At 71.3% G+C, this 17,146-nt stretch carries 21 protein-coding genes; 9 read left to right on the top strand and 12 right to left on the bottom strand.

The features are described 5' to 3' along the window. Window positions 1–2,799 carry a CHAT domain-containing protein gene (locus AB0B55_RS30855; protein WP_357175587.1) on the bottom strand — a complete coding sequence of 933 codons (2,799 nt, stop codon included), beginning with the start codon at window positions 2,797–2,799 and terminating at the stop codon, window positions 1–3. A 73-nt stretch (window positions 2,800–2,872) separates the two neighbouring features. Between AB0B55_RS30855 and AB0B55_RS30850 the strand changes: the two genes are divergently transcribed. Together AB0B55_RS30850 and AB0B55_RS30845 are read left to right on the top strand one after the other, a co-directional pair. Beyond that, the gene (locus AB0B55_RS30850) at window positions 2,873–3,274 is read left to right on the top strand and encodes a hypothetical protein (protein WP_357121904.1); all 402 of its coding nucleotides are present in this window, start codon (window positions 2,873–2,875) and stop codon (window positions 3,272–3,274) included. Continuing rightward, window positions 3,271–4,173: a hypothetical protein gene (locus AB0B55_RS30845; RefSeq protein WP_357175585.1), complete on the top strand. Its 903-nt coding sequence runs from the start codon at window positions 3,271–3,273 to the stop codon at window positions 4,171–4,173. Before AB0B55_RS30850 ends, AB0B55_RS30845 begins: the two co-directional genes overlap by 4 nt. A gap of 41 nt (window positions 4,174–4,214) precedes the next feature. Here the strand turns inward: AB0B55_RS30845 and AB0B55_RS30840 are convergent, their stop codons facing one another. Then, window positions 4,215–5,261 (bottom strand): aldo/keto reductase, encoded by a 1,047-nt coding sequence (locus tag AB0B55_RS30840; RefSeq protein WP_357175582.1) that lies wholly within the window; start codon window positions 5,259–5,261, stop codon window positions 4,215–4,217. A 72-nt stretch (window positions 5,262–5,333) separates the two neighbouring features. On the opposite strand from AB0B55_RS30840, the gene AB0B55_RS30835 reads away from it, so the two are divergent. Both AB0B55_RS30835 and AB0B55_RS30830 read left to right on the top strand, forming a co-directional pair. Next, a complete protein-coding gene (locus tag AB0B55_RS30835; RefSeq protein WP_357175579.1) occupies window positions 5,334–5,870 on the top strand; it encodes a TetR/AcrR family transcriptional regulator in 537 nt (178 codons plus the stop codon). 135 nt (window positions 5,871–6,005) lie between these two features. Continuing rightward, window positions 6,006–6,371 (top strand): VOC family protein, encoded by a 366-nt coding sequence (locus AB0B55_RS30830; protein ID WP_357121916.1) that lies wholly within the window; start codon window positions 6,006–6,008, stop codon window positions 6,369–6,371. A gap of 27 nt (window positions 6,372–6,398) precedes the next feature. Here the strand turns inward: AB0B55_RS30830 and AB0B55_RS30825 are convergent, their stop codons facing one another. Then, window positions 6,399–7,052, bottom strand: coding sequence for a hypothetical protein (locus AB0B55_RS30825; protein WP_357175576.1), 654 nt, complete (start codon window positions 7,050–7,052; stop codon window positions 6,399–6,401). Between the two features lie 111 nt (window positions 7,053–7,163). Between AB0B55_RS30825 and AB0B55_RS30820 the strand changes: the two genes are divergently transcribed. Then, window positions 7,164–7,511, top strand: coding sequence for a GlsB/YeaQ/YmgE family stress response membrane protein (locus AB0B55_RS30820; protein WP_357121922.1), 348 nt, complete (start codon window positions 7,164–7,166; stop codon window positions 7,509–7,511). 374 nt (window positions 7,512–7,885) lie between these two features. Here the strand turns inward: AB0B55_RS30820 and AB0B55_RS30815 are convergent, their stop codons facing one another. The 4 genes from AB0B55_RS30815 to AB0B55_RS30800 all read right to left on the bottom strand — a co-directional run bounded on the left by AB0B55_RS30815 (window position 7,886) and on the right by AB0B55_RS30800 (window position 9,708). Next, a complete protein-coding gene (locus AB0B55_RS30815) occupies window positions 7,886–8,308 on the bottom strand; it encodes a hypothetical protein (RefSeq protein ID WP_357175573.1) in 423 nt (140 codons plus the stop codon). A gap of 11 nt (window positions 8,309–8,319) precedes the next feature. Then, window positions 8,320–8,565, bottom strand: coding sequence for a hypothetical protein (locus tag AB0B55_RS30810; RefSeq protein WP_357175571.1), 246 nt, complete (start codon window positions 8,563–8,565; stop codon window positions 8,320–8,322). Between the two features lie 11 nt (window positions 8,566–8,576). After that, window positions 8,577–8,954 carry a DUF2089 domain-containing protein gene (locus AB0B55_RS30805; protein ID WP_357175568.1) on the bottom strand — a complete coding sequence of 126 codons (378 nt, stop codon included), beginning with the start codon at window positions 8,952–8,954 and terminating at the stop codon, window positions 8,577–8,579. 115 nt (window positions 8,955–9,069) lie between these two features. Then, the gene (locus tag AB0B55_RS30800) at window positions 9,070–9,708 is read right to left on the bottom strand and encodes a helix-turn-helix domain-containing protein (RefSeq protein WP_357175565.1); all 639 of its coding nucleotides are present in this window, start codon (window positions 9,706–9,708) and stop codon (window positions 9,070–9,072) included. A gap of 61 nt (window positions 9,709–9,769) precedes the next feature. Between AB0B55_RS30800 and AB0B55_RS30795 the strand changes: the two genes are divergently transcribed. Continuing rightward, a complete protein-coding gene (locus tag AB0B55_RS30795; protein WP_357175562.1) occupies window positions 9,770–10,438 on the top strand; it encodes a class I SAM-dependent methyltransferase in 669 nt (222 codons plus the stop codon). On the opposite strand, the gene AB0B55_RS30790 is transcribed toward AB0B55_RS30795, so the two are convergent. From AB0B55_RS30790 to AB0B55_RS30780, 3 genes are all read right to left on the bottom strand, one after another. After that, on the bottom strand, window positions 10,416–11,249 hold the full coding sequence (locus AB0B55_RS30790; protein ID WP_357175559.1) for an alpha/beta hydrolase: 834 nt from the start codon (window positions 11,247–11,249) through the stop codon (window positions 10,416–10,418). The genes AB0B55_RS30795 and AB0B55_RS30790 overlap by 23 nt on opposite strands. A 27-nt stretch (window positions 11,250–11,276) precedes the next feature. After that, window positions 11,277–12,161 carry a S41 family peptidase gene (locus tag AB0B55_RS30785; protein WP_357121943.1) on the bottom strand — a complete coding sequence of 295 codons (885 nt, stop codon included), beginning with the start codon at window positions 12,159–12,161 and terminating at the stop codon, window positions 11,277–11,279. A gap of 83 nt (window positions 12,162–12,244) precedes the next feature. Continuing rightward, the gene (locus tag AB0B55_RS30780; RefSeq protein ID WP_357175556.1) at window positions 12,245–12,910 is read right to left on the bottom strand and encodes a TetR family transcriptional regulator; all 666 of its coding nucleotides are present in this window, start codon (window positions 12,908–12,910) and stop codon (window positions 12,245–12,247) included. Between the two features lie 100 nt (window positions 12,911–13,010). Here AB0B55_RS30780 and AB0B55_RS30775 point away from each other — a divergent pair, with 100 nt between their 5' ends. Further along, window positions 13,011–13,925, top strand: coding sequence for an SDR family NAD(P)-dependent oxidoreductase (locus AB0B55_RS30775; protein ID WP_357175553.1), 915 nt, complete (start codon window positions 13,011–13,013; stop codon window positions 13,923–13,925). Window positions 13,926–13,964: 39 nt separating this feature from the next. On the opposite strand, the gene AB0B55_RS30770 is transcribed toward AB0B55_RS30775, so the two are convergent. After that, window positions 13,965–14,645, bottom strand: coding sequence for a DUF4396 domain-containing protein (locus tag AB0B55_RS30770; protein WP_357175550.1), 681 nt, complete (start codon window positions 14,643–14,645; stop codon window positions 13,965–13,967). Window positions 14,646–14,957: 312 nt separating this feature from the next. On the opposite strand from AB0B55_RS30770, the gene AB0B55_RS30765 reads away from it, so the two are divergent. Beyond that, window positions 14,958–15,470: a hypothetical protein gene (locus AB0B55_RS30765; RefSeq protein ID WP_357175547.1), complete on the top strand. Its 513-nt coding sequence runs from the start codon at window positions 14,958–14,960 to the stop codon at window positions 15,468–15,470. Between the two features lie 32 nt (window positions 15,471–15,502). Here the strand turns inward: AB0B55_RS30765 and AB0B55_RS30760 are convergent, their stop codons facing one another. Continuing rightward, window positions 15,503–16,597: a winged helix DNA-binding domain-containing protein gene (locus tag AB0B55_RS30760; RefSeq protein WP_357175544.1), complete on the bottom strand. Its 1,095-nt coding sequence runs from the start codon at window positions 16,595–16,597 to the stop codon at window positions 15,503–15,505. A gap of 76 nt (window positions 16,598–16,673) precedes the next feature. On the opposite strand from AB0B55_RS30760, the gene AB0B55_RS30755 reads away from it, so the two are divergent. Next, window positions 16,674–17,117, top strand: a complete 444-nt coding sequence (locus AB0B55_RS30755; protein ID WP_357121966.1) for a DUF5990 family protein — start codon at window positions 16,674–16,676, stop codon at window positions 17,115–17,117. Window positions 17,118–17,146 lie beyond the last annotated feature (29 nt).

Genomic DNA, 17,146 nt, shown 5'->3' with positions numbered 1-17,146 from the left:
TCAGCCGCCGGTGTGGATGTGCGCCGCCCACAGCGTCGGCGCGAGCGGATAGCGGTCCCGCAGCCCGCGTACGGCCGAGTGCAGCGCGTATGCGGCCGATGAGGTCGCGTCGCCGTGCGCGTAGAAGGCGGTGGTCAGGGCGAGGGAGATCGCGTCGTCGACCTCCCACAGGGTGCCGATGACGTGCCGGAACCCGGCGAGTTGGAAGGCGCCGGTGATGTGCAGCGCCTCGTCGACAAGGGTCGGCGGGGCCTGGGCGGTCGCGCAGGCCGACAGGAAGGCGAACTCCGCCTCCAGGTCGAGCCGGGACACGTCGGCCACGGTGAGCGGGCTGTCCTGGTGGTCGTGCACGATCAGCCGGCCCTGCGCCGGGTCGTGCGGATCGGCCACGGCGTGGCATGCGAAGTGCGCGTACGCCGAGTCGGCCAGCCGGTCCAGGATCTCCTCCCGGGTGGCCCGCGCGTCCATTCCGAGCCACGCCCCGGGTAGCGCCCGCGCCGCCGACGCGGCCTCGCGTTCGGCGCTGGGCAGCGCGCCCAGACCGCCGGGGGTGGCGCGCATCGCCACGACGCAGGACCGGGCGTCGCGGCGGGACTGCCGCTGCGCGGTGCGTCGCCGGGCGAGCGCGGTCACCGTCGGGGTGTAGGAGGAGACCACCCGGTCGAGGGCGGACCGGCCGGCGTCGGCCTGCGCGGCGTGCAGGGGAAAGAACGCCAGCGGGCCGACCGGGCACCACCAGACGCGCGGCAGCTCGCCGACCGCCCCGGGCGCGCCGATCGCGTCCAGCACCGGCTCGACCAGGGCAGACCACAACCAATTGAGTACGCCGCCGAGCACCGACTGGGCGCGCAGACGGCTCCGCGCGTCCACCGACGGATCGGACGCCGTGGTGGTGGCCTCCTGGAGCAGCCGCAACTGCGTCACCGCGTCGCTCAGCGACAGATCCGGCAGGGGCAGCACCGTCACGCGGTGCTCCCGCAGGATGAGCGCGTCGCACCGCAACTCGCTCGCGATCGGCACGATCACGGTCCCGTCGACCTGGTCGAGCAGTTGCCGTGCGCTGGGCGGGCGCAGGAAGTCACCCAGGCCGGGCAGCTCCCGGATCGTCGTCAGCAGCACGTTCCACTCGGTCTCCCGGTCCCGACCAAAGGTGGTGGGCCGGGACGATTCGGGAGCCGGCGCTTCGAAGTCGCGGCGCATCCGCTGGAAGTCGGCCGCCAGACGCCCGTCGGCGCGTTGGAGCGCCGCCCACTCGCCGTCCGCCGTCAACCGTTGGTGCAGCAGCAGACCCCGCCCACGCTCCAACAGCTCCAAGGCCCGCTCCGGCTGCCCCGCGCCGATCGCGCAGGAGGCGGCGGTCGCCGCCAGCCCGGCCGTCGAGCCGAGGTCGGCGTACTGGTCGTGCCGGGTACGCCCGCGCGACGCCAGCCGGGGCAGCAGCGTGATGGCCTCGTCGAAGGCGTCCGCCGCCTCCCGCCACCGATCCAGCGCGGTCAGCGTGTAGGCCGCCTTGTCGAAGGCCTGAATCCGGACCGGCACGGCGCCGGACTCGATGCGGCCGGCGGCGAGCGCCCGCTCCGCGGCCTCGGTCAGCAGGGCGGGTTCGCCGGTACGCAGGTACGTCGCCCGCAACGCCTGGGCGATGGACAAGCCGGTCTCAACCCGCTGCGGATCGCGCGCGGGCAGGGCGTCCAGCGCCTCGCGCAGCAGGGCGAGCGACTCCTCCAGGTAGGCGGGCTCCCCGGTGGCGTCGTAGAGCAACCGCAGGCTGTAGCCCAACTGGTCCAGGTACGACGCGTGGTTGGCCTCGCCGCGTACGGACAGCGCGAGCGCCCGGCGCAGCAGGCCGATCGCCACTTCCAGGGCGGAGACGTCGCCCGTCAACTGGTGCGTCTTCATGCCGACGGTGGAGAGGCTGGCGAGCGCCGTCCGATGGTGCGGATGCCGCTCTCCGACGGTGTTCACCACGGCGGCGAACTCCTCCCAGGCCTGGCCCAGCAACTCGGCGCGGCCGGTGCGGTCGACCAGGGTGAGCAAGGTCTGCCCCAGCAGGAAACGCGGATCGTTGCCCTGCGGGGTGTGCTCCCGCAGCACCGCGACGGCCCGTTCGACGTCGGCGGTGTGGGTGGTCCCGGACGCCCGGGCCAGCAGGCACCGGGCGCGCAGCACGACGATCTGGTCCTGGTGGGGCCCGACGGCGTCCACCGAGGACAGCAGCTCCAACGCCTCGTCGACGTAGTCCTCCACCCCGGTGAGCTGGTAGGCGCGCACCAGCGCCTCCGCGTGGATGCCCCGCAACGCGGGCAGGTGCTCCGCGCTGATCCAGTTTTCGGCCATGTTGGCGATGGAAGTGAGCCGGTAGAGCGTGTCGACCGAGCCGTCGAAGTCGTGCCGGACCCGATAGACCTGGCACTTCTTGAGCATCAGCACCGCGCTGTTGCCGAGGTCGGCCGAGGCGTCCTCGGCGAACTGCAGATACTGCTCGGCGATGTCCAGGAGTTGCGGCGCACTCTCGATCCGGGCCCTGGCCAGCAGCACATCGGTGTACGTGGTCAGCGCGCGGACACCGTGCGTCGTACCCAACTCCTCGGCCAGGAAGGAGTCGGCCATCGTGCGGATCGCGGCCTCCAGCACGACGGTGGCCTCGATCAGGCCCTCCCGTGCGCGGTCCGCCTCGTACCGGTCGAGCAGCGCGGCCCCCAGCTCCACCTGGGCCTCGGTCCAACGCCGTTCGCCGCGCCGCTGCCCGGCCGCCACCCGACGCCAGTGGTCGACGGTGTCCCTCGCGTAGCGACTCACCGGCACACCTTCCCCTCGCGGTCGCTCCCCAGCCTGCCAGCCGGACGCCACATCGACAGGGGATAATCAGCCGATGAGTCAATCGGTTCCGGACAGGCGACTCGACGACGACCGGGCGACCCGGCTGGCCCGGATCTGCGCGGACATCGCGCAGGTGGGCGACCTGCTCGGCCCGGAGCCGACCCGCGCGCTGACGCGGCTGCGTGACCGCTCGCTGTCCGACCAGGGCGTGGACGCGGTGCTGGCCGAGGTGACCGAGTTGATGCGCCTCGCCGGGCTGGTCGGTGGCGACACGACCGTCCGGGGAGACCGCTACCTGCCGCTGGCCGGCATCCGCGGCCGCCGCCCGGAGGTGGTCCAGGTGTGCCCCGCCGACCTGTGCGACCGGGTCGAGATACCTCGGCCGGACGGCGGCCCGCCACCGCGCTGCGCCGTGTGGGACTGCCCGCTGCCGGCGTTCCGGATGGACCGGTGAACGCGCTCATCGCCTCGCTCGGCGGCAAGCTGGCGGAGCGGTGGCTCGCCGCACTGGCGCTGCCCGGTGTGGTGTTCGTGGCGATGGCCGCCGTGGCGCTGCGGCTCGGCCACGCCCACTGGTGGGACCTGGCGCTGCTGCGGCGGGAGGTGGACCGGCTCGCCCTCGGGTCACCCACGCGCAGCACCGGATCCGCGCTGCTGATCGTGCTCGGTGTCGTGCTGGGCGGTGTCGTCGCCGCGATGGCCGCCCAGAGTCTGGAACGCCTGGTCGTGGCCCTGTGGACGCAGGACTGGGGTCGGGTCGGCGATGCCGTGACCCGCCGGCGGCGACGCCGGTGGAACGCCGCCATGGACCGGTACGAGAACGCCCTGCGGGACAAGGCACGCCGGTTGCGGTCGCCCGCCGACGCCGCCGGACCGCTGCCGGACACCCAGGCGCTCGCCCGCGCCTGCGACCGGATCGCGTTGACCGAGCCGGACCGGCCGACCTGGATCGGTGACCGGATGCAGGCCACGGCGGTACGGGTGCGGGCCGGCTACGGCCTGGACCTGGCCGCCGCGTGGCCCCGGCTGTGGTTGCTGCTGCCCGAGGAGACCCGGGGGCCGCTCGCCCTCGCGCAGGCCGACTTCGCCGCCGCCGCCCGACGGGTGGGCTGGGGGCTGCTGTACCTGGCGCTCGGCCTGCTGTGGTGGCCCGCGGCGGTCGTCGGCCTCGGTCTGTGCGTGGTGGGCTGGCGACGGGGCCGGGGTGCGGTGTCCGTGCTGGCCGACCTGGTGGAGGCGGTGGTCGACCTGCACGTACGCACCCTCGGCGCCGCGCTGGGCCACCCCACCGACGGCGCCTTCGGCACGGCCGACGGCGAGGCGGTGACCCTCCTGCTGCGCAAGGACCGGTGAATTCCGGGTCACGTGCAGTTCGCCGCGACGAACTTCCGGCATCAGATGGCGGGAACGACAGGACGGTCGAGCAGGGTGCGGTCGCCGTCGACGCCCTGATCCAGCGCGGCCGCGACATCCTCGTGCGGGGCGCCGGGCCGGATGGCGCTGACGTCGTCCAGACGCCGGTAGTGCTGGTCGCTGAGGTCGAGGTCGAGAGACTTCAGGTATTCCTCCAACTGGGTCGGGGTGCGCGGGCCGACGATCGGGATCATGGCCGTGGAGGCCAGTGCCGCCCGGCGACGCAGCCAGGCCAGGGAGACCTGGGCCGCGCTCACACCGAGTTCCTCGGCGATCGCGAGTACGGCGTCGACGACAGCGGTGCGCTGCGCCGTGCCCTCGACCGCGTCGCCCCGGGCGGTCAGCCGGCCCGGTGCGCCCTGCCGGTACTTGCCGGTCAGCAGGCCGCCGGCCAGCGGGGAGTAGAGGATCGCGCCCAGGCCGTGGGCCTGCGCCATCGGCAGCAGCTCCCGGTCGGCGGATCGCTCGGCCAGGCTGTATTCGGTCTGTATGCCGACCAGGGGTGCCAGGCCGCGCAGGTCGGTGTGGACCGCGGCACCGGCGACCCGCCAGGCGGGGAAGTTGGACAGCGCGCCGTGCAGGATCTTGCCGGAGCGGATCAGGTCGTCGAACCCGGCCAGGATCTCCTCGATCGGCGTGACACCGTCGGGGAAGTGCGGCATGAAGATGTCGACGTAGTCGGTGTTCAGACGGCGCAGACTCGCGTCGAGAGACCGAACCATGATCTTGCGACTGTTGCCGGTCGTGCCGGGGCGCGGCGGGGCCTGCCTGCTCCCGCTGTACTTGGTGATGATCACGAAGTCGTCCCGTTGACGCCCGAGCAGCCCGCCCAGCACGGTCTCGGCCTCCCCGTCCCGGTAGAGGTTGGAGGTGTCGAACGTGGTGCCGCCGGCCTCGACGAAGGCCCCGAAGATCTGTCGCGAGGCCTCCGGGCCGGCGCCGGCGTCCGAGGTGCTGAAGTTCGCCGTCCCGAGCGCGTACTGCGACACGCGCAGTCCGGTCAGACGGCCGAAGGTCTGGTAGCGCATGGTGGGCTCCTGAGTTGCGGTGCGAGGAGGTACGCTCTCGACAGTAGCAAGAAAAACGAGGGGTCACTCTTTATGCCCAGGGTCAGTCAAGCCCATCTCGACTCTCGCCGCCAGCAGATCGTGGACGCCGCCCGCGCCCGGTTCGCCAGCCACGGCTTCGCCCACACGTCGATGGCCGACATTGTCGCCGAGTCCGGGCTCTCGAACGGAGCCATCTACCGGTACTTCACGAGCAAGGACGAGATCGTCGTCGCGGTCTGCGAACAGGGGACCGACGCGCTGCCGAGGGCGCTCACCGCCGAGGCGGTGGGGGGTTTCCTCGAGTACGTGCGTACCCAGGCACGGGACACCCACCACGCCCGGCTGGTTGCCCAGATCTACGCCGAGGCGGCGGTGTCGCCGCTGCTGGCGGCCGTTGTGCAACGACAGCTCTCGGCCATGCGGGCCGCGATCGCCGAGCTGGTGCCGGACCGCCAGCGCCCACGGGCGGGACAAATCGCCGAAGCCTTCGTGGCCCTCTGCGTCAGTTATAGCCTGCAACTGGCGGTCCGCGGCGACGTGGACCCCGCGCCCTATGCCGCGGCGTTGATGGCGATCATCAACGACTAGGCGGGCCCGATCGCTGCCGGCCCGCGAGCGTTCGTCCCGGCGTCGGGCGGCGGCCCGATGAGATGGCCGAGTAAAAAGAGTGAACCGTCATTTTGGGTGCTAGAGTCGATCAGCGTCCCGCCCTCTGGAGGAGCCATGCCGGTAGCTCACATCGCCGCGATCAACCTGGACTGCCCCGACCCGGCCGACCTGGCCCGCTTCTGGGCCGCCATGCTCGACGGTGAGGTCGCGGTCCAGACACCGGACTTCTGTGCGGTCAAGGCGGGGCCGCTGCTGCTCGGCGCCGTTCGCGTCGACGGCTACCAGCCACCGACCTGGCCCTCGGGTGAGCGGTCGCAGCAGATCCACTTCGACCTGGCCGCCGATGACCCCGACAGCCTCGACGACGCTGAGGCGCGCGCGATCGAACTCGGAGCGGTCAAGGAAGAGCAGCAGTTCGCGCCGGACCGTTATCGCGTCCTGCGTGACCCGGCCGGCCATCCCTTCTGCCTACGCCGCTGACCTGCCGATGCTGGTCGGGCTGACTGTTCACGACCAGCGGGCACACTCGGCGACCAGGCGTGGGTCGGTGCGTACCCAGACCTCGCCCCCGGCGGCCTCGGCCGGGGTATCGACCCGTTCGAGGCCGAGGAATTCGATCAGCGGCAGCAGAGCAGCCCGCTCGGCGCGGTCGTCGTCGATGTCGTGCCCGTCGAAGAAGACGTAGTACCTGTCGCTGGGGTCGACGTAGCCCGAGTCCGCCCAGATCCGGGCGACCTCTCCGAGCGCCGCCGCCTCCGTCGTGATCGTGGCGGCGCGCGCGGCCCCGCGGTCCTCCGGTGCCGCGTCGAGGTCGGCGAGGTCGGCGAACCACTGGCCGAAGTGGTCGAGGCCGCGATAGCCGTTCTCGAAGAACAGCATCGCGCTCGGGAGGTAGCGATTGGCCCGATCGATCCGCAGGTGTGCCGACCGGGGCGGGTCCGCCTCCTCGATCCGGGAGATCACTCCCAGGTGGGGCATGAGCACCAAAGTCTGCCGCGCTGGCTCGTCCCTGATCGTGTACGTGGCGGACTCGCGGCCCCGGAAGAACGCGGAGAACGCCACGTAGGCCTCCTGCGGGTCGCTCACCGAGACCTGGTGCGTGGTGCCGTCACCGGCGGTGAAGACGAACTGCTTCGGCCCGGGGCGGTAGGGGCGGGCCATGTACGTCCTTCGCAAAGGGGTGAAAGGCCCGTCAGCGTATCGGGGGTCGGGTTTCCGCGAACGTGAGATCCGGGCATGTATTCCGACACTGCTGGAAGGGGAGAGACAGCAATGTTGGTAACCGGTTATCTCGGCGCGGTGCTCATCGGCGCACTCGTCGGCCTGCTCGGCCGGCTCATCCTGCCGGGGCGGCAGCGGATCGGCATCTTCGCCACGTTCGTTCTCGGCGTCGGCTCGGCGGTGCTGGGCACCGTGGTCGCCCGGGCCCTGCACGTCGACGACGACGCCGGCGTGAAGGTGTGGGTGCTGCGCTGGGACTGGATCGTGCTCGCGATCCAGGTCGGCCTCGCGATCGTCGCCGTGGCGCTGGCGAACATGCTGACCTTCACCCGGCTTGCCGGCGGCGGCGAAACCCCTCGTCGGCGGCCCCGGCGCAGCAAGGCCAAGCGCGAGTCGTGATCGCGATCCTTCCGCCGGGCGGGCTGACCAGGTCGGCGAGTCCCCGCTCGCCGATCAGCGTGCCTCCGCCACGCTGATCCGCTCCCAAGATCCGCACAACATCAGGGATGTTGCTGTCTCCCGGGTGGCGGAGGCAGCAGTAACAGGGAAGTTGTGCGGATCTTGGCGTGCGAGTGGGCGGCTCGGCAAGCGGACGGGCGGGCGCGCAGCGGCGGGATGCGGCGAAGGGACCACTCGCCCGAGTGGTCCCTTCGCTGGTCGTTGAGGAGTGGCTAGACTTCAGGTTGGCACTTCACCTGCGCTCCGCTGCGGCGGGCGCAGCCTCGGGAGGGTGTTGCAGCACCCTCTCGAGGGGCCGTCCCGTCGGACGGCGGCTATTCGCAGAAGACCCGCACGGTGGCATCGGGGGAGTCCACCTCCACGGTCACGTCGTCGAGGTGTTCGACGAGCGCCTCCAACTGCTCGGGCTTGAGCTGTGTCAGGTCGATCGGCACACCCGAGTCGCTGAGCGAGGCGTTGGCCTTGACCAGGGCCTGCGGCGGCACCAGCGCCGCCAGCCGCACGCCGGCCCGCAGCAGTTGCAGCGGCACCCGCACGTTGACCCGCGACGGCTCGCCGTTGTCGGTGGCGTCCACCACCACCCGCAGGTACTTCACCTTCCCCTTGGGCCGGGCGTCGGCACCCGCCACCGTCGGGGCCTGGTCCCGTTCGAGGGCGGCGATGAGCTGCTCCGCCTCCTCGGTCGTGATCTTGCCGGCGGCAAGCATGTCGAGGATGTCCTTGCGTTGTTCGGTCATGCGAACCTCTCCTATCGAATGGCCACGAGCACGGCCGAGTGGCCCTGCTCGATGTCGAAGCGGGTGCCGGGCAGCGCGGAGACGACGCGCCATCCGGCGCCGAGCGCCCGCATCACCCGGATGCGGAACACGAGGCAGGCCACGATCGCCGCGAGGACGACCAGGACCAGAACCGGCAGGAGTACGAGCACCACGGGGAGCACCGGAACCCAGAAACGGACGGGTCGGCGGGCGGGGCGATTGACCCGGACGGTCACCAGTTGGGGCATCATGAGCGGCCGTCCAGCTCGGCCAACGCCTGCTGTGCCGTGATCTCACCGCGGCGCAACCGGTCGATGATGTCGGCCCGGGACGGCGCGGGATCGGTCTCGACGAAGTCGAGCATCTGCGTGATCCGGTTGAGCCGTGACTTGATCGTCGGATAGCTCACCCCGAAGATGCGTTCCATCTCCTTGATCGAACCGTGGCAGCGCACGAACGCCGTGACGAAGACCTGGTCCTCGACGTTGAGCTGGGCCAGTTGCGGTAGCTCGAACGCGCCCTCGATCGCGACGCCGTTGCTCGCCAGGCGCACGCGCTCGACGACGAACGGCTGGCCTCGCGTCAGGCTGGTCAGTTCCTGCCAGTCCATCGCCTGCTCTGTCATACTTAAAGTTGTAGCTTAAGAATCCTGAACTTCCAAGAGCCAAACCTTAATTTTCTTGAGTACGAGTGAACACCGGCCGGTCTGGCTACGACCACCGCGCGCGCTCGGCGGCGGATCAGTCGGGGTCGGCGCAGAGTTGGGTGGTCAGGGCGGTGCGGGCCCACTCTTCCCACGCCTCCGGTGACCACTCGCGGTCGCGGACGAAGATCAGGTAGAGCTGCGGGCTGAGCAGGCCGAACAGCAGGTCAGCCGCCATGTCGACGGAGAGGCCGGGGCGGGCGTCGGGCTTGCCCATGAGGGCTTCGGCCGCTGCGTACTGCACCGTGTAACGCGGGTCGGGGTCATCCGTCCACTGTGCGGCGATCTCCGGGTCGGTGGCTGCGGCAGCCGCGATGAGCGGCATGATCGGGGCGACCCGGCCCAGGATCTCGCCGGTGCCGTGCACGTGTGCGCGTAACTGCCCGGCTGCGGTGGGCTCGGCGCACGCGGCGCGAAACCACTCCCGGTCCATGGTGGCGACCGGCTCGGTGTCCCCGGCGATGGACGTGTCGACGACGTCCTTGAACAGGGTGCGCTTGTTACGGAAGACGAAGTAGACCGTCTGGACGGCCACCCCCGCACGATCCGCCACCTCCTGCAGGCTCGTCGCCCCGTACCCCTGCGCGACGAACAGCTCGCGAGCCGCGTCGATGACCTTCTGGCGGGTGCGGTGCGAGCGCTCGGCTCGCTTGTCCGGCCTCTTGACCGTGTTCATGATGCGAGCCTATCTTCAGAGTATGTCACTAGAGTCTAACTCTAAATTCTTGGAGGAGACGATGACGCAGCCCAACGCCGCCCAGGGGTCGGCCCCCGCCCCGGCCTCCCCGCAGCGGGACCAGGAGGAGGAAGCGGTTCGCCGCGCACTGGAGAGCTACTACCGCGCCGGCACGCCGCCATGGGACACCGGCGTGACACCGCCCGAGTTGGTCGACCTGGTGGAGGGGCGCAACGCGCTGCCGCCCGGTAGGGCCCTCGAACTCGGCTGCGGCACGGGGACCAACGCCGTCTACCTCGCGCGGCACGACTGGGAGGTGGCCGCCGTGGATCTGATCGACAGCGCCGTCGACCTGGCCAGGGAGAAGGTCGCGGCGGCGGGAGTGGCGGTACGGGTGCGGCACGGAGACGCCACCCGCCTCGACGAGCTGGACGTGCCAGGCCCCTTCGACCTGTTCTTCGACCTGAGCTGCTACTGCGGAATTCCACTGCATCGCCGCGACGCCTACGCTGCCGGGCTCACCCACCGCGCCGCTCCCGGGGCACTGTTGCTGATGTTCGGGTACGGCCCCGAGCCACTCGACAATCCGACCACCGAGATCGCGTCGTGGGCGGCCGGCGTCACCGCGGACGAAGTCCGCGCCAGGTTCCCCGGCTGGGCACTTGTCGACGTCACACCGGGCACCAACGCGGTGCCGACCTTCTGGTTCACACTGCGCCGCGACGCCTAGCGACCTCCGATCCCGCGGAGCCGCCGTGCGCGGTGTTCCTCCTTCCCGGGCGGCCGAGGAGGAACAGCGCCGTGGCGTCGATGACGTCGTCGAAGTGCCCGCCGTCGCCGGGGTAGTGGAATCCGTGCTCGGCGTCCTCGTACTCGAGGAGGGCGCATTCGTTGCCGGCGCGCGCCATCGCGTCGCGGAAGCGCCGCGCGCAGTCGATCGGCTCGACCTCGTCGCGGGTGCCGTGGTGGATCTGCGTCGGCGGATTGCCCGGCCGGACCCGCTCGATCAGCGAATACTCAATCAACCTGCCCGCGTCGAGGCCAACCTGCCGTTCCAGGCGGCGCTGCGCGTCGGGCGTGCGGACGCCCAGGTTGAGTCCTGCCGGGTTGAGGGCCACCACGGCCGCGACGCCGGGCTCCGGTGCCGCGCGGGACGGCGTCAGGGCCGCCAGCATCGCCAGGTGCGCGCCGGCCGAGCTGCCACCCGAGGCCAGCTGCGACGCAGCGAGCCCGCGCGACGCCGCCAGTCGGCCGAACTGCGCGACCGCGCGCCGCACGTCGGCGAGGCAGTCGTCGATGCTGGTCGCGCCGAGACCGAGCAGCCGGTACCCGGCCGACACCGCGAGGATTCCCCGCGACGCCAGCGCCCGGCAGTGCGGCGCGAGCCCGTGGGGTGATCCGCCGCGCAGGGCGCCGCCGTGGAACAGGACGACGCCCGCGCGCGGCGGTGTGCCGTCACCCGGCTCGAAGACCAACAGGGGCAGCTCACTGCCGTCGGTGGCCCGGTACGAGGTCGAGGACGTCAGACAGGTCCCCGGCATGACGGCATCCGGTCTCGGCCGCATGCCCTAGGCGTCCGCGATGGCCTTGAGCGCCGTGTCGAGCGCCTGGTCGGCCGGCACGGGTACGTCGGGGACCACTCCGACGCCCTCCCAGTTGGTCCCGGTGACGCTGTTGATGGTCCGGGCGGTCGGAACGGTCACCAGGATATGTTCGGTGACCGCGTGGCGGGCCGTCGGATGGGCGCCGCCCCGTGTCGTCTCACCGACGACGACGGCTCGACCGTGCGCCTGGAGGGTGTACGCGACGTCCTCGCCCCCGGAGAACGTCGTCGCGCTGGTGAGCACGAAGACCGGGCGGTCCAGGTAGCGCGGCGCGGGAAGGTGCGCGGCGGTCCAGAACTGGCGGGTGGCGCCGGTGGAACGCTCGTAGAAGTCGTTGAGGTGCACCTGGTCGTCGCGGAAGAAGTAGCTGCACCACATCGCGGCTCCCTCCGGCGCTCCGCCGGAGCACGCGCGCAGGTCCAGGATGAGCGCCGAGCTGAGGGCGACCAGTTGCATGGCCGCGCCGATCACGCTGGCCCCCGCGTCGGCGTACGCGATGCGCCGCAGGTCGATGAGCCCGACCTTGCCGTCCACCTGCTCGACCCGGCGGACGCCCTGGTTCTCCGTCCGGAGCAGCGCGAGGAACGCCGCCTTGCCCCCGTCCTCGTCCGCTGGATCCAGCGACTGTGGCTGGTCCGACCACAGCAGCCGCAGATGCCTGTCCGGGCACGCCTGCTGAAGGTGGGCGGTCACCGTCTCGCAGAGCGCTGGCCCGTCCAGGTCGTCGTACTCGCCCGCCGCGAGACGACGCCGGATCGTGGCGTCGATGTCCGCGACCTTCGCCGGAAAGACGTACCCGGCCTCGATCCGATCCAGGGCCCGTCCGATGATCTCTTCGTTTGACAGCACGGCGGGCCACGATAGACCGGACGAAGCCCCAGGGCCACCGAATATCGCGAGGCTCAGCCCGGAACGGCCGGGGTGGGTCGGAGTCAGGCGCGCGGCAGGACGCCCACGAGCTGCGTGATGATCGCGATGCGCAGGGCTGTCTGCGGGTCGATGTGGTAGACCGCGAGCGTCGGCTCGGACTCGTAGACGGCGAGCAGGCTCGGCGGTGGCGTGCTGTAGGCGGAGAACGCGCCGGCCACGATGAGGACCTGAAGGCAGAACAGGTCGGCGCGGTCGCCGACCTCGGGCAGGTGCCGGCGGATGAGGCCGGCCATCGCCGCGAGGTTGACCAGCGAGGCCCGCTTGTGCCGGCGGGCCGCCTCGACCGAGACGTTGTGTTCGAGCACTCCGCCCTGCGCGCCGAAGAGATCACAGAGCACCGTCTCGGCGGCCAGCGACCGGCTGAGCACGTCGGCCACCTGCTCGGCCCGCTCCGACGCGGATCGGTCCGGCTCGACGCCCCGGGTCAACTCCTGCTCCAGCTCGGCCAGCCAGGTCGTCGTCCGGTCGTCGAGGAGGTCGAGCAGCACCGCCTCGCGGGACTCGAAATAGCGCAGCACCGCCGTCTTGGCCAGGCCGACCCGCCGGCTCAGCTCGTTGAGGGTCACGTCGGCCACCGGCATCTCGTCGAGCATCGCCGAGGTCGTCTCCAGGATTGCCTGGCGACGGGCCGCGCGCTGCTCCTCGCTGCGCGCCCGCTGGAACGTCATGCGTCAACCCTAACTTAGGTACCGCCGGTATCTTGACAGCGTACCGGCGGTACATTAGCGTTTCGAGCATAACTTACCGGCGGTACCTTAGGAGCCTGAGATGAAGTGGACCGAGCAGCAGATTCCGCGCCAGGACGGCCGGGTGGCCGTGGTCACCGGCGCCAACACCGGCCTGGGCTTCGAGACCGCCCGGCTCCTCGCCGAACGCGGGGCCTCGGTCGTGCTGGCCGTACGTGACACCGAGAAGGGCAAGCGCGCCGCCGCCCGGATGAGTGGCGACGTCTCCGTACAGGAACTGGATCTGACCTCGCTGGAGTCGGTGCGCGCCGCCGCGGCCGGACTGCACGCCACCCACCCGCGGATCGACCTGCTGATCAACAACGCCGGCGTCATGTACACGCCGAAGCAGACCACCCGCGACGGCTTCGAGATGCAGTTCGGCACCAACCACCTGGGTCACTTCGCGTTCACCGGCCTGCTGCTCGACCTGCTGCTGCCGGTGCCCGGCTCCCGGGTGGTCACGGTCAGCAGCGTCGGCCACCGGATCCGCGCCGCGATCCACTTCGACGACCTGCAGTGGGAGCGGTCGTACGGCCGCGTCGCCGCCTACGGCCAGTCGAAGCTCGCCAACCTGATGTTCACCTACGAGTTGCAGCGCCGGCTCGCCCCGCACGGCACCACCGTCGCGGTGGCCGCGCACCCCGGCGTCTCCGACACCGAACTGGTCCGCAACTCCCCGGCGCTCGTCCGCGCGCCGATCACCCTGCTCGCCCCGGTGGTCACCCAGCCCGCTGCGGCAGGCGCGCTGCCCACCCTGCGTGCCGCCACCGACCCGTCCGTCCTCGGCGGGCAGTACTACGGCCCCGACGGCCTGGGCGAGACGCGCGGCCACCCGAAGCTGGTCACGTCCAGCCCCGAGTCCTACGACCTGACCGTGCAGCAGCGCCTCTGGGCCGTCTCGGAGGACCTCACCGGCGTGCGGTTCCCGGTCGGCCAGACGGCCGCCGAGGTGTGACCGTGCCGCACCAGCCCCGCTACCCGTGCTCCGACGACGTCAGCGTGCCGCGACGCTCAATCGTCGGCCGATCTGCCAGGAGGCGGCAGGCCAGGCCGTGACGAAGCCGGCGATCATCCCGATCTGGCCGGCGAACCAGAACGTGGGGCTGTCGAGCCGCAGGGGTGGCTCCGGAAAGACCATGTGGTGCGCCAGCGTCAGCCACACGAACAACGCCACCTCGAACGCGGTGATGGTCACCAGTTCCACCTTCACGACGGTCGCCAGCGCGCGCCAGACCTCCGCGAGGCTGCGACGGGGGCTCTCGAAGAGCCGGAAGAGGACGGCGATCGTCACCGCCATCAGATAGTCGCCCGCGTAGCCGATCCACAGCGGGCTCCGGGGGAGATCGAATCCGTACAGGGCGACCTCGGCGACGACGAAGCCGAGGGCGCAGTGCGCGCCACAACGGGACACCTGGGTCACGATGGTGCCCCGGTGGGGCCGTCGAGACCGATCCTTGCGCGGCGACGGCGCGAGCGCCTCGGGTCTACCCCAGGTCCAGTAGAGGCGGACGGCCACCGGGCCGATGTACAGGACGGTGACCAGCCAGACGATCTCCATGACCCTGACCGGCTGACGGTGCCCGTAGAGGTACGTGTCGACGAGGACGATCACGAAGCTGACGACACCGACCGCGAGTGAGATCCAGGAGAGCGTCGAGAGCCAGGTCGGCTGCATCCTCGCCCCCTTTTCCATCCGGCGCCTCGGCGCTCGGCGCGGCCGAACGTGCAGGGGGGTCAACTGATGCCGACGGCAGCTCACAGTCTCCCAGCTCGCACCCGTCCGCATCAGTGGATCGGGGCGTTCGTCGTGCGGGCCGCGCCCCCCCCGGGCACGGGGGACCCCGCTCCCTCTGCGCGGGGATCCGCCGGGCACGCCGACAGCGCAGCGTGGGACCGGAGGAAACCACCGCATCGATACGGAGTGACGACCGTGAACCAGAGCGCCGAAGCATCGAAGCCGCCGCCGTGGGCACGCCGAGCAGGTCACGTGGCGTGGATCGCGCCCGTTCTGGGCTTCATCCCACTGCACGTTCCCTGGATCCTCGGCATCCCGCTGTTCGCACACGCCGAACCGTTCGAGGAGTGGTACCACGGTCGCGGGCCCGGCGTCGGGGACCACCCGGTCGACGGGTTCCTGGGCCTGCCGGCCGGCGCGTTCTACCTGGGCCTGCTGTGCGTCCTCGCCGGGCTCGGGGGAGTGCTGGCGCTCGGCCTGATCAGCGACTGGGGGCGTACGTTTCCCCGGTGGGTGCCGTGGCTTCGCGGCCACCGCGTGCCGCCGTGGGTGCCGCTCACGCCGACGGTGCTGGGATCCGCCCTGATGATCGGCTATGCGGCGACCCTGCCCTGGCAGTTCGCCGCCGACCTCTCCGAATCCAGCGCGCAGGACATCTTCACTCCGACGGGTGTCCTCATCGGCCTTCCGCTGCTCCTGGCCTGGGCGATCGCGTTGCCGTTGGCCGGGTGGTCCTACTACCGGCGTACCCGGGCGCCGCGCTGACGGTGCCGCCGAGTGCCGTCCGGCTCGGGTTGTCAGTCGGCGAAGTCGACGTCGGTGAGCGTGGCGCAGCGGTGCGTGGCGAGGCGTTCGGCCTGCGCGGTGATGGCGTCGCGCGTGCCGGCGGACAGTCTGCGCCAGGGTTGGACCGCGACCGTGAACGTCTTGCCGGACTTGCGGGGACGCCAGGTGCCGATGATCTCGCCGTCGACCAGCACCGCGCCGGGGCGACCCAGCACCGGCCACAACTCCTTCACGTGGGCGGCGTCGGGCGCGAGTGTCGCCCGGTCCTTGGCCTGCAGGAACAGGTCGAACGGGCCGAGTAGGCGGGTCGCGCTCACCTCGGCCGACGTCAGCGCCTCCTCGTCGGCGGCCAGCAGCGAGCGCGTCTCGCCGTCGACCGTCACGTCGACCACGTCGTCGGGCCAGCGTGCCTTCACGTCCTTGACCGGCGCGTCGAGATAGTCGGCGACCTGCTTCGGAGTGGCGGGGCCGAGCAGCCGGAGGTACGCGCGGACGAGGTCGAACCGGTCGCCCGGGGCGGACACCCGGCGGAAGCCGGTGATGCGCCGCAGGACCGGAGGTGAGGTGTCGAGCTGCAACTCGAGACCGGCCCGCGCGGCGGCGAGCCGGAACGGCATCTCGTACAGGTGGGTGGCGTCGCACGGCCGGCAGAACCGCAGGTACGGCTCGGGCAGCATGGTGGCCAGGCGGCCGGAGACGTCGCCCTTGACCGTTGGCGCGGTGACGATCGTCCGCATGCCGGCGGCCACCTCGTCGAGGGCGGCGAGGTTGCCGATGCCGGCGGCTTTCAACGGCTTCGAGGCGTCGTAGATGCGCTTGCCCGCGTCAGCGTCGGAGAACGGCTCGACCGCGGCCACCACCTGCCCGACGTCGGCCCGGCGGTAGAGGTGCGGAGCGCCCCGTACGGTCCACAGCAGGACCACGTCGGCGTCGGACAGCGCGGTCACGTCGACGCCACGGACGGCGAGAGCCCAGCGGGCGCCGTCCGGTCCGGTGTTCTGCACGCCGATGTCCAGGACGGCGGTGTCGGCCAGCGAGCCGCCCTCATCCCGGTCCAGCTGCTGCGCCCGCACGCGGTAGGCCACCACCTGACGCCGGTCAACCATGAACGCACCCTAGCCGCGAGCGGTCGGTCAGCGGCGACCATCGGGCGGTCGACGCCGAGAAACTAGAGTTGGTGGGGTGCGGATCCGGATCGAGGGCAGTGACCTGCCGGGCCGGCGCGCGGGCGCGGAGGCCGACGCGCTGCGGCTCGGCAACGTGCACGTCGGCATCCAGCGCAAGAGCGAGGTGGTCGATCGCGTACGGGTCGACGCGGCACGGGCGGTCTGGAACGTAGCGGTGTCCAGCCGGGAGATCGACGGGGTGCTGGACGTCGGCGGGCCGTTCGTGCATGGACGACCCGGAGGGCGTTTTCTCTACCTGAGCTGGGGCACGGTGATCGATGACGGGTTCGCGATGTTCCGGCGGGCGAAGCTGATGTTCACCGACATCCCGACCGACCTGCTGCGCGCCGCGCACGAGAGCGGGGGGTTGCTGGTGAGCAGACTGGGGCTGACGGACGCGGCCGGCGGGCCGGTATGCGCCCGGGTCCACCCACCCGCCATCGGCTGGACGCTGGAATAGCCCCGGCCGCCCGCACCAGACGGACGACC

Source organism: Micromonospora sp. NPDC049107 (assembly GCF_040648595.1).
Lineage (GTDB): Bacteria > Actinomycetota > Actinomycetes > Mycobacteriales > Micromonosporaceae > Micromonospora.
The sequence above is the reverse complement of the archived record's forward strand: the minus strand, read 5'-3'. Positions and strand labels throughout refer to the sequence as shown.

What these genes read in the sequence shown, in the direction of transcription:
- AB0B55_RS30850 (WP_357121904.1), top strand. Translation starts at nt 2,873, where the DNA reads ATGAGTCAATCGGTTCCGGACAGGCGACTCGACGACGACCGGGCGACC.
- AB0B55_RS30840 (WP_357175582.1), bottom strand. Translation starts at nt 5,261, where the DNA reads ATGCGCTACCAGACCTTCGGCCGTCTGACCGGACTGCGCGTGTCGCAG.
- AB0B55_RS30835 (WP_357175579.1), top strand. Translation starts at nt 5,334, where the DNA reads ATGCCCAGGGTCAGTCAAGCCCATCTCGACTCTCGCCGCCAGCAGATC.
- AB0B55_RS30830 (WP_357121916.1), top strand. Translation starts at nt 6,006, where the DNA reads ATGCCGGTAGCTCACATCGCCGCGATCAACCTGGACTGCCCCGACCCG.
- AB0B55_RS30825 (WP_357175576.1), bottom strand. Translation starts at nt 7,052, where the DNA reads ATGGCCCGCCCCTACCGCCCCGGGCCGAAGCAGTTCGTCTTCACCGCC.
- AB0B55_RS30820 (WP_357121922.1), top strand. Translation starts at nt 7,164, where the DNA reads ATGTTGGTAACCGGTTATCTCGGCGCGGTGCTCATCGGCGCACTCGTC.
- AB0B55_RS30815 (WP_357175573.1), bottom strand. Translation starts at nt 8,308, where the DNA reads ATGACCGAACAACGCAAGGACATCCTCGACATGCTTGCCGCCGGCAAG.
- AB0B55_RS30805 (WP_357175568.1), bottom strand. Translation starts at nt 8,954, where the DNA reads ATGACAGAGCAGGCGATGGACTGGCAGGAACTGACCAGCCTGACGCGA.
- AB0B55_RS30800 (WP_357175565.1), bottom strand. Translation starts at nt 9,708, where the DNA reads ATGAACACGGTCAAGAGGCCGGACAAGCGAGCCGAGCGCTCGCACCGC.
- AB0B55_RS30795 (WP_357175562.1), top strand. Translation starts at nt 9,770, where the DNA reads ATGACGCAGCCCAACGCCGCCCAGGGGTCGGCCCCCGCCCCGGCCTCC.
- AB0B55_RS30790 (WP_357175559.1), bottom strand. Translation starts at nt 11,249, where the DNA reads ATGCCGGGGACCTGTCTGACGTCCTCGACCTCGTACCGGGCCACCGAC.
- AB0B55_RS30780 (WP_357175556.1), bottom strand. Translation starts at nt 12,910, where the DNA reads ATGACGTTCCAGCGGGCGCGCAGCGAGGAGCAGCGCGCGGCCCGTCGC.
- AB0B55_RS30775 (WP_357175553.1), top strand. Translation starts at nt 13,011, where the DNA reads ATGAAGTGGACCGAGCAGCAGATTCCGCGCCAGGACGGCCGGGTGGCC.
- AB0B55_RS30770 (WP_357175550.1), bottom strand. Translation starts at nt 14,645, where the DNA reads ATGCAGCCGACCTGGCTCTCGACGCTCTCCTGGATCTCACTCGCGGTC.
- AB0B55_RS30760 (WP_357175544.1), bottom strand. Translation starts at nt 16,597, where the DNA reads ATGGTTGACCGGCGTCAGGTGGTGGCCTACCGCGTGCGGGCGCAGCAG.